Source organism: Nostoc mirabile CHAB5784 (assembly GCF_020829645.1).
Classification (GTDB): Bacteria; Cyanobacteriota; Cyanobacteriia; order Cyanobacteriales; family Nostocaceae; genus Nostoc; species Nostoc mirabile.
The window spans coordinates 1-10,493 of sequence record NZ_JAIVFS010000169.1 but is presented as its reverse complement, the minus strand read 5'-3'; the positions used below and the strand labels follow the sequence as shown (position 1 = coordinate 10,493).

Here is a 10,493-nt window from a genome sequence, read left to right as displayed (position 1 = left end):
GGGTGGGCAACCCCAAACTAACGCTAGTGGAGATGTTCTCCCTACTTCTATTGGTCGTAAGACCTGTAAAAGCAAAGAACGTCAGTGATGCTAGAATCCCCCCGATTTATCGGTGGGGAGTGTCAAACTATCTCTCAAAGAATGGAAAAGATTGCGAATAACCTACACTCATAGCATTTCTGTATGAAGCTGCGCTAAATTCAAAACAAGGGTGCGTTTGTGGCAATATGTTTTAACCGGCGTGGAAACCGGAAGTTTACCAAAGAACGATCTGACCAAGGAATTGATTGACTACCGTGACTCACTCAAAGCTAACGTAAGCGTTCAGAGTGAAAAGTTGCTAGCGGGTAAGCATATTCAAGGGAAGCTTATGAGTAAGGTAGTAAACCTGCTGTTTACTCAAGGGACTTCCAAATAAAAAAATATCCCAAAACTGACGCAAAAATCTTCTCTATTTCTCCCCTCTCTGTGTTCTCTGCGTCTGGAGTGGTTCGTTCATTTGGATAATTTATTTCTTGGAAGTCCCCAATTGTGTAAAATTTCTTGACTTAGAGTTTCAGTTACCCTGAAGATAAAAGGGTTAGATATCTTGTCACAGTACTAAGCACATCTGATATCGGCTTATTTCCTTTCATTTCCCTACTTTTGGGGTAAACACAGAGGGTAAGGGCGATGGGTATTAACGCGGCAAAAAACTAAAAAAAGTACGCACGGATTGCTAAGACGTGCGGCAGTCGCTACAACGGGGAGCCACTGCGGTGGACGGGTTCCCCGGCATAAAGCAAGTGGCGTGGGAACCCCCCTCCGGGTTCGCCAGTCGCCTACGGCGGGAAACCCGCCTACAGCGCTGGACTCACCGCAACGCGCTGCCTTGCCTGGAGGCATCCGGGTTAAATGCGCCGTTGCACCCCAATGAAGCGTCAAGAAATAGCTGATTAAATCAAATTCTAAGCGATTTAATCATATATTTTGTAGCAGATACTTGTGGAAAAGAAAATGCTAGGTGTAAATGTTGTTATGAAAGTTGGCGATCGCGTCCGCGTTAAAGAGTCGGTAGTAGTGTATCATCATCCTGAACATCGGAATCAGCCTTTTGACATCAAAGGCAGTGAAGGCGATGTAGTAGGTATTGCCAGCCAATGGCGAGACAGACCCGTAAGCGCTAATCTGCCGATTGTAGTCCAGTTTAGTAAAAAGTTTAAAGCCCATTTACGTGAAAATGAGTTAGAAGTCATCTAAATCACTTATCGGCGGCGAAACCACTGAAAAATATTCAGTTCGCCGCGCATTCTTTTAAGCTCTTGGCGGTTCTGTTCTGCTGTTGTATAATACCATTCACAATAACGCTGAAACTCTGACCGTGAACGAACTTCGTGGTAGAACTGATGAGTTGTTTGGTAAGCGGCAAAAGCTTCCTCAACTTGGGGTTGAGGGGATGGCATAATATAAGGTAAATTTTTAGACATAAAGTTATTAGTCATTAGTTATTAGTCATTAGTCATTAGTCATTAGTCATTAGTCATTAGTTATTAGTTATTAGTTATTAGTTATTAGTCATTAAGAGTTTGGAATTCAGGCAATTACCACACCTGATAACTCCTAACTTTAATTAGAGCCAACCGCGTAAGCGATAAACTAAAGAACCAATGTACTCTTTTAAAGCGCTGGTAAATTGGTGCAAGTTGTCGGTATCAGGTAATAAATTCAGTATAGCGGCTTTGGGAGTGTTGCCGAGTTCTTGCAGTTCACCCTCACTAACAATAAAGTCAGTCGGTGCAGGAATGGCATTAATTCCTTGACGTTGGAAAATCTTAAGCGATCGCGGCATGTGCATTGCAGAAGTAACTAATAATACCTGATTAATGCCACGAGACTCCAAAATTTTGCGGACATTTACAGCATTTTGATAAGTATTTAGAGAGTCAGGTTCTTGGATAATTGCCTCAGATGGAATACCAATAGATGTAAGTATTGTTGCCATATCTGCCGACTCTGAGGAACCACTACCACGCCAATCGATACGCCCCCCGCTAAGAATAATTATAGGCGCTCTTTTTTGGCGATACAGTTGTGCAGCATAAATCACGCGATCGCCTGCTTCACTTAAATCGACGGTAGGTCTGGGGGGAAAAGCTGATTTGGTTGCGCCACCCAAAACTACAATCGCTTCTGCAACTGGTATTTGGGCGGGTGGAAGATTTTGCCATTCTAGCGATCGCACTAATGATTTAGCAATCCAAGCATTACTACAAAATAGTAATAAAGTCAAAGCAAAAGCAATTGCGATCGCCGCAGTGCGAGGTCGTTGCCACAACGTGACTAATGCTACTACCAAACTCACGCAGGCTAATCCTAGTGGATAAAAAAATAGTGGTAGTAATTTAGAGAGATATAAAAACATAGTGGGAAACGAGGGAGTAGGGAAAAAAGAACTATTGATTATTGACTAATGTCCAATGCCCCATGCCCCATGCCCCATTCCCAAATTCCTACTTTTCCCAAAACCTGAAATTGATACTACTTCCAGGGGTGCGACGGTAACGACGGGCGGTTCTTCTTGTTTGCCGTTTGTTGATCCTGTCGTTCGTTGGTTCAATTTCGCCCTCTTCTGATTCTTCAACTTGCAACTGAGTTCTAGTTTCTTCCTTACTTCCCCACCAAGCAGTAATCCAGCCTCCAGCTAAAGCGCCTAATGCACCTAGCAAGACACTCATGGGTGCTGGATACCCCAAATATACAAAGCCAAGCATGAAAAATAACCAGTATTTTAGCCCTGTATCGACACCATCAGAGGAGGCGACAGTTGACGCCTGGGCGCTATTATCAGTTACATTTGTGATCCAGCTGAGGATGAAACCGCCCATGATACCTAAAAAGATGCTCAGGGCTGGTGCGGAGCCGGTCATTATTAATATAAATATTAAAAATGCCCCAAATAACAACTGAGAAAAAAAGCTGGGAGAAATACTAAAAAGGTCGTTCTTTTTGTCTGCCATAGAGTAAAAAAAAGGCTATTAACTAATTACTAATGACGCTCGTAAGCGTTGCGTTAGCGTAAGCGTTGCGGTAGCGAACGCGAGTGCGTCTCGTAGAGAGGAACGAGCGTCCGTAGGAGCGTCTGATATCATGTCCGCTTGATTCCTTATTAAACCTGAAGAACCCCACCCCGCCAAAGCTACGCTTTGTCTCCCCTCCCCGCTAGCGGGGAGGGGATTAAGGGGTGGGGTGCAATGACTGTGGGAATCATAACTAATTATGCGAACATGATATGACTCGCTAACGCTACGCTAACGTAACTCCTAATTTTCGATTCAATTACGAATTACGAATTACGAACTTGTACTGAGCGTCTTGCCTTGAGCGAAGTCGAAAGGAGCCGAAGTATTACGAATTACGAATTACGAATTATTTTAATTGTGCCTGCTGTGGTTGGGTTGTATCCAAAATCTTTACGTAAGATTGTTCCTCTTCAGTGAAAGGTTCAGCTTGTTTGATTTGTGAGTCTAATAAATCGGCGGTGGCATCAGCGATATCACCAGTGCGCTTGTTCAGACGCTCTTTTATAACTTCAAGGGGTGCTGTGCATTGGATAATCTGAAGGGAAAGTTGGTGCTTTGTAGCTTGAGCGATCGCTTCTTGCCGCAACTGCTGGCGATCGTACTTGGCATCCAAAATCACCGAAAAACCCTGTTTAGCTAGGATAATTCCCAATTCCAACAGCCGTGTGTAGGTTTTTTCGGTCATCTCAGGGGTATACAAATCATCGCCGCCTTTTTCCCACAGGGAAATTCCCCCTAAATGTTTCCGCACTGCATCAGAACGCAGGTGAATCGCTCCCATTTGACGCGCTAAATGCCTTGCTGTGGTACTTTTACCAGAACCCGACAACCCCGACATCAAAATTACTTCTCCCAACTTTGGTTTAGTGTAGTCCCAAGCCTGTTTGTAATACTCAGCAGCAGTTTTTGTCGCTTCTTCCTTTACCGTCGCGGGTACACTCGGATCATCTAGCAAAAATGAAGTTACCTTTGCTCGAACATAAGCTTGACGGCTTAAATACAAGGGTAGCACCTGTAAGCCTTCCCAGTCTCCAGTTTGCTCTATATAGGCATTCAAAAACGCATTACCCAAGTCTTTACGCTGTCGCGCTTCCAAATCCATCACCGTGAATGCCACATCGTACATCACATCGACAAAGCGAAACGGTTCATTAAACTCAATGCAATCGAACAGCAAAATTTTATCGTGCCACAGCGCAATATTTCTTAGGTGTAAATCTCCGTGACATTCACGAATATAGTTGTTGTGAATTCTGCTAGCGAATAATTCTGGACGTTCGGTAAAAAACTTATCTGTATATTGCTTTGTTTCTGTAAATTGCGCCTGTGTTTGGGGGCCACCAATATACTTTTCAGTTTGCTGATAATTCTCATCAAATGCAGCCCGGACTTTTGGCACTTCACCAAAACTGCGAATATAATCATTCGTTTGTGCTTCGGCATGATATTGAGCCACCACCCGTCCTAACTCATCTAGGTGCGTCTCATTTAACTTACCCTGCTCAAAAAGTGTACTTAATAGCGACTCTTGGGGAAACTGGCGCATCTTCAGCACGTATTCTACAGCCTCGACCGTTCCCCCTAACTGGTATTGCTCCCCTACCAAAGTTATGGGCAAAACTTCTAAATACAGTTCACCTGCTCCCCGTTGATTTAACCGTAACTCTTCTTGACAAAAATGCTGCCGCTTCTCTAAGGTAGAAAAGTCCAAAAAACCAAAATTCATCGGTTTTTTCACCTTATAGACGTAATCCCCAGTCAGCAGCACATAAGAAATGTGGGTTTGAATTAATTGAATAGGTTCTGTTACAGGATGGGGATAAAATCCCGGTTGCAACATTTGCTCAATTAAAGCTGGAAGAGTCGCTTCTGTCATCTTTGTCCTCTGCGCTCTCTGCGCCTCTGCGGTTCAAATACAAAAAAACCAGGAGTTTCCCCCTGGTGTCATCAAAAATTATTACACAGTTTACCAATTGAGTGCTGATAAGCTAATGCGCTTACATATTGCGCTATTTTCCGTGAAGACCGTCATTGGTCATTGGTCAATTGAGAATGGTGCAAGATATCAGCATTAGGACTTACGCAGAATAGATCCCCCAACCCCCTTAAAAAGTTGGCTCTTTCAGATCCCCCCCTTTTTAAGGGGGGTTAGGGGGGATCGAGGTTTCAGGTTTTCACTGCGTAAGTCCTAAGCATATCAAGGAGAACTCGTTTTGGAAGCTTCTGGACTGCGAATAATGACATGTCCCTTGTCACTTTCTTGAATTGCCAACACCGATGGGATCTCATCAGGTTTTGCCTGAGGGGGTAATGCTCTAAATAAATAAATCCAGCCGCCACGTTCTAAGAGTAAGCGCCAGACTCTCGGCTGCTGTGGATTGCTAATATCATTATCTTCTCTGCCTCGCAAGTCATTGAATAGACCTCGATCGCCAATAATGCGATAACCTTTCAAAGATGGATCTGCAAATATATCATCAAGTTTGCGTCCCACAGCAAACTTTTCTTCAGGTGTAATTAAGGCTACAACAGGCAAAGTGGATTTTTGACCAGCGTCTCGTTGTGCATCTGCAATACCTTGCCAACGAGCTAACCAAAATATCACAATTAATACCCAGGATACTATTACTATCTCATTGACTAGCGATCGCAGAAAATCAACTGAACGCAGTTGCCCAGAACTAAATTCAGCCAGAGATTTTAGCTGTTTAGCTGTCCATGAGCGTTTGTGTTGGGTAGCAGAGATGATGCGACTCAATAGTAATTGACTTGCAGAGACAACTGTATCACTGATAATCTTAATTAACCATAACGTTGCCTGAATAGCGATCGCAGCTATAAAAAAGGCGATCGCTGTTTTAAATATTGCCCAACCATCTCCGAGAAATATTTGCAGGGGAACTATCAAAAAAGACTGTGCAGGTAAGTCGAGGGTATTGACTTCTAGCTGAAAAAAGTAGAAATATGACCAACGGTAAATCCAGCCTGCAAAGAAAAGCGCCGCACCCAGTAAGCCAAGTACACTCGTGAATTTACCTAAAATATTGGTTTCCTGGTTAGGGTTTGGGGCTTGTGTCATACTAATTCGTAATTCGTAATTAAAGAAACAATGTAGGGTGTGTTACCGCCGAGAGTACGGCACCGAGTTATATAACGTTTTTCCTTTGTATGCAATACACTCTGACCTCTCTCCTAAAAGGCGCTACGGTGTACACACAAGTGTGAAATAGTTTACTCATCTGGGTTTAAGTGTCGGTTTTACCCCACCCTAACCCTCCCCTTAGAAAGGGGAGGGAACTGGATATCTAGTTTCCCCCCTTTCTAAGGGGGGATTAAGGGGGGTAATTCGACTTGTGTGTACACCGTAGATACGTGAATAATCAGTTTCTTTTAGTAATTTTACGGAAATTTGGTATCCGCTTTGGAAGTTTAGTGAGAAAGTTAAAATAGTCAAATATACTGTTAAAGCCATGAAAGCTTTTTTCCAGGGATGGGTTGTGGCAATCCTAGTAATGGCAGCAGCGCTAGCAGGAAACATCCAAGCTGTAATTAGCCAAAATGTCAAGACAGGAAATTTCTTGTTAGCACAGACACAAATCAAAGCAGATGAATTAGAACTTGCAGTAGCCTTACCAGAGTTAGCAGAGGTCTTCTTTAAAAAGGGTGAGTCAAGCAGTGGTCGAGTAATAGGAATTGATGCACAAGGGCAAGCACTATCAATTCAGCGTAATGACAAAACTACCACGATTCCTCTGAGCCAAATTGCAAGAGTAGTTTTCAAGAAAGAGGCATTGGCTTACAGAAGTAATAAAAGTCCAATTATCCGGGGTGGGGGAGAACGTCCTACAGGCAAGCCAGTAACTTGGAGTGGTATACCTATAAATAATTTTACTGTAAAAAATTCTACTCAAGGTCAAGCAGTGGTGAAACTGAAACCACCTGTAGTTTCCACAGCACAGTTGCGGGGTATTCAATCAGTGGCTAGAAATCGGCAATATGTGGTAGATGAAATCCAGTTCAATTCGCAACAACAAACGGTCACTATTCTGGCAAAACCTTATTGAGCGTGAATTCTTTCATCTCTAGGGGCGTACATCTATACCCCTAACCATTTTGACGTTCCTAACGACAGACACGATGTTAAAACAATTCGCAATTCGCTTTTTCGCCCATTCGCAATTACGTTTTGTGACGGGGATTTAGACCCCGACACAAAACAGAAGTGCCTGTCTTACTAGCTGGGGACTTAAACCCCCACCACTTGTTAATAACAAACATTGCGATGTTAATAACAAACATCACGATGTTCATCACAAACATCACGATATTAATAACAAATATCACGATGTTCATCACAAACATCACGATATTAATAACAAATATCACGATGTTCATCACAAATATCACGATGTTCATCACAAATATCACGATGTTCATCACAAACATCACGATGTTGGTAACGACAGCTTCTAGACCCAATTGAAAACAGCTACCTCTGCGCTATTCTATGAAAAAAATTCTCACCAGTCTTTTGGCTGTGGGCGTTTATCTAACGCCTATAACAGTGATGCTGATGGCTCAACCCACTTGGGGACAAACTCAAAACTCCCAAGCGCAAGAAGCAGAAAGACTGCTAGAGCAGGCGACACAAAAGGTACAGCAACAGAAATATAAACAAGCAATACCTATATTTCAGCAAGTTTTGGTTATGGTACGAGAACTTAAAGACCAAAAACTTGAAGCACTTGTACTCAATGAGCTAGGGTTTTGCAACGACGCATTAGGACAAAAGCAGCAAGCACTGTCATTCTACAACCAAGTTCTGCTCCTTGATCGTGCAGTGGGCGATCGCGCTGGCGAAGCCAACACACTCAATAACATCGCTGGAGTCTACGACGCATTAGGACAAAAGCAGCAAGCATTGTCATTCTTCAACCAAGCTCTGCCCCTTAGGCGTGCTGTGGGCGATCGCTCAGGTGAAGCGACTACACTCAATAACATCGGTGCAGTCTACAATGCTTTAGGAGAAAAGCAAAAAGCACTCGATTTTTACAACCAAGCTCTGCCCCTTAGGTGTGCTGTGGGCGATCGCTCAGGTGAAGCGACTACACTCAATAACATCGGTGCAGTCTACGACGATTTAGGAGAAAAGCAAAAAGCACTCGATTTTTACAACCAAGCTCTGCCCCTTAGGCGTGCTGTGGGCGATCGCACTGGTGAGGCTCGCACACTCAATAACATCGGTCTAGTCTACGACGCTTTAGGAGAAAAGCAAAAAGCACTCGATTTTTACAACCAAGCTCTGCCCCTTTGGCGTGCTGTGAGCGATCGCACTGGTGTTGCGATTACACTCAATAACATCGGTGGAGTCTACGACGATTTAGGAGAAAAGCAAAAAGCACTCGATTTTTACAACCAAGCTCTGCCCCTTTTGCGTGCTGTGGGCGATCGCTCTGTTGAAGCTGTCACCTTGGGTAATATTGGTATACTCTTCCAAAGTACAAATCGACCAACCCAAGCCATTACTAATTTAGAGCAATCTCTCAAAATCAGCTTAGAAATGCGCCGGGGTTTGCAACGAGAAAATCGCCAAAAGTTTTTACAGCAAAACGGTGGAAATGCAACTGCTTTAGTCGATGTCCTGATTAATCAAAAAAAATACGCTCAAGCTTTTGAATGGGTTAACCTATTCACCACAGCCGACCTTGCTGATTATACTCGTCTCATTAATGCCAAAGTTACCAACCCAGAAGCACAGAAAGCTCTTGATAACTGGAGTAAAAAAAATCAACAATTGGAATCCCTGCAACAACAACTGCAAGAAAAGTTTTCTGAAGCATTAACTCAACAAATTCGGCAATTAGAAGCACGAGTTTATTCAGAAGCCGAAGATATCTCTCGCCGTTTTCCTGAAGTAGCAGAACTATTTGAAACTACACCCGCAGATATTAAAAACCTGACATCCTCCATACCCGCAGGAACGGTTGTAGTTCAACCTGTCTTGCTGACTAATGTGATAAATATGCCTAATAACGTCGCAATTTTTATTTTTACAAAAGGTCAATTGAGTGTTATTAAAAAATCTATTAATCCCACTGAATTTAATAAACTTATTACCGATTACCTAAAACAGGTACAAAACGATGGTGATGCTGACTTCACTGAAACAGGTGACAAACTCTATGATATTCTCATTCGTCCCATCGAAGACAAAATTCAAGCTTTATCACCCAAAGAACTAAGTATTATTGCTACTGGTCAACTGCGCCATTTACCTTTTGAGACTCTTTACGACAATAAAACCAACAAATTTCTGATCGAGAAATATCCTGTCAACTATCTCACTCGCATTTCCAATAATTCCCTAAAATCTCCAAATGTGCAAAATGCCATACCCCGCAAACTCCAAGCTGTTTTAGCATTTGGTAATCCTGTGCCCCGTGACCCGCAAAATCTCCCAGGTGCAGAGGCGGAAGTCAGACAGATTAAGGAAATACTGCCAGATAGTGAAGTTTATATTCACAATGAAGCTACCCTAGAAAAGTTTAGATCCCAAGCATTACGCTTTGACTTTTTGCATTTAGCAACTCACGGCTGTTTTCAAACTGAAGACTGCAAAAAAGTGGATTTAAAAAATAATAGATTACTATTTGCTGACAACCCCTTAGACATTGCCAATGCTGCTCTTTTAGGACTACAAGGCACACAACTGATTACTCTCAGTGCCTGTCAAACTGCTGTAGTCACTAATTTTAATAGCGTAGGAATTGCAGGAGTTGCTTATATATTTGAGCGTGCTGGTGCTAAAGCTGTGATGGCAAGTTTGTGGGCGGTTGATGATGAAGCAACTCAGCAATTGATGGTTGATTTTTATCAAAATCTCAAGCAGGGGATGACGAAAGGGGAAGCTTTGCAACAAGCTAAGTTGAAGCTAATTAAAGACCATCGCCATCCTTATTATTGGTCGCCATTTGTGCTGATTGGGGATGCACGTTAAAGTACTCCAAGTAAAAAAGTGCCCAATTGTCATTGCGAATGGAGCAAAGCGGAATGAAGCAATCCCAAGATATTGCGATTGCTTCTCTACGAGACGCTCCGCGAACGCTACACTTCGTTGCGCTCGCAATGACAGGTTTTGGATCATTTATTTCTTAGAACACTCTTAAAGTAATTCGTAATTAAGTACGTTAGGCTAAAGCCATAACGCACCGCTATCATGGTGAGTCAAAAACCATAAACTGCGTAGGTTGGGTTGAACGAAGTTAAACCCAACAAACCACCGAAAATGTTGGGTTTCGTTCCTCAACCCAACTGGAGTTTAGACTAAAAGCGATATGAGAGAACGCAAATCAAATGGAATTAGAGATTAAAAATATTATCTTGTCAGCCTCAAAGCATCCGCGACCTTTAACAATTCTGTAGTATATCTGCTCC

The 10,493-nt window shown here is 42.8% G+C and carries 10 protein-coding genes; 4 read left to right on the top strand and 6 right to left on the bottom strand.

Annotated features, from left to right (window positions below):
* Positions 1 to 715 precede the first annotated feature (715 nt).
* Both LC653_RS42115 and LC653_RS42110 read left to right on the top strand, forming a co-directional pair.
* On the top strand, positions 716 to 916 hold the full coding sequence (locus LC653_RS42115) for a hypothetical protein (protein ID WP_229501228.1): 201 nt from the start codon (positions 716 to 718) through the stop codon (positions 914 to 916).
* Between the two features lie 80 nt (positions 917 to 996).
* Positions 997 to 1,239, top strand: a complete 243-nt coding sequence (locus LC653_RS42110) for a ferredoxin-thioredoxin reductase variable chain (RefSeq protein ID WP_308189236.1) — start codon at positions 997 to 999, stop codon at positions 1,237 to 1,239.
* Positions 1,240 to 1,244: 5 nt separating this feature from the next.
* Here LC653_RS42110 and LC653_RS42105 read toward each other — a convergent pair whose 3' ends face one another.
* The 5 genes from LC653_RS42105 to LC653_RS42085 all read right to left on the bottom strand — a co-directional run bounded on the left by LC653_RS42105 (position 1,245) and on the right by LC653_RS42085 (position 6,138).
* Complete coding sequence (locus tag LC653_RS42105; RefSeq protein ID WP_118165772.1) at positions 1,245 to 1,466, bottom strand: hypothetical protein; 222 nt, start codon at positions 1,464 to 1,466, stop codon at positions 1,245 to 1,247.
* A gap of 143 nt (positions 1,467 to 1,609) precedes the next feature.
* Positions 1,610 to 2,401, bottom strand: coding sequence for a YdcF family protein (locus tag LC653_RS42100; protein WP_229501227.1), 792 nt, complete (start codon positions 2,399 to 2,401; stop codon positions 1,610 to 1,612).
* An 88-nt stretch (positions 2,402 to 2,489) separates the two neighbouring features.
* Positions 2,490 to 2,996, bottom strand: coding sequence for a hypothetical protein (locus LC653_RS42095; RefSeq protein ID WP_229501226.1), 507 nt, complete (start codon positions 2,994 to 2,996; stop codon positions 2,490 to 2,492).
* Positions 2,997 to 3,405: 409 nt separating this feature from the next.
* Entirely contained in the window at positions 3,406 to 4,935 is a 1,530-nt protein-coding gene (locus tag LC653_RS42090; RefSeq protein ID WP_229501225.1) for a bifunctional aminoglycoside phosphotransferase/ATP-binding protein, read from the bottom strand.
* 321 nt (positions 4,936 to 5,256) lie between these two features.
* Positions 5,257 to 6,138 carry a hypothetical protein gene (locus tag LC653_RS42085; protein ID WP_229501224.1) on the bottom strand — a complete coding sequence of 294 codons (882 nt, stop codon included), beginning with the start codon at positions 6,136 to 6,138 and terminating at the stop codon, positions 5,257 to 5,259.
* Positions 6,139 to 6,556: 418 nt separating this feature from the next.
* Here LC653_RS42085 and LC653_RS42080 point away from each other — a divergent pair, with 418 nt between their 5' ends.
* Positions 6,557 to 7,123, top strand: coding sequence for a hypothetical protein (locus LC653_RS42080; RefSeq protein ID WP_229501223.1), 567 nt, complete (start codon positions 6,557 to 6,559; stop codon positions 7,121 to 7,123).
* Positions 7,124 to 7,238: 115 nt separating this feature from the next.
* On the opposite strand, the gene LC653_RS42075 is transcribed toward LC653_RS42080, so the two are convergent.
* Positions 7,239 to 7,496 (bottom strand): hypothetical protein, encoded by a 258-nt coding sequence (locus LC653_RS42075; RefSeq protein WP_229501222.1) that lies wholly within the window; start codon positions 7,494 to 7,496, stop codon positions 7,239 to 7,241.
* Positions 7,497 to 7,566: 70 nt separating this feature from the next.
* Here LC653_RS42075 and LC653_RS42070 point away from each other — a divergent pair, with 70 nt between their 5' ends.
* Positions 7,567 to 10,056, top strand: a complete 2,490-nt coding sequence (locus LC653_RS42070) for a CHAT domain-containing protein (RefSeq protein WP_229501221.1) — start codon at positions 7,567 to 7,569, stop codon at positions 10,054 to 10,056.
* Positions 10,057 to 10,493 lie beyond the last annotated feature (437 nt).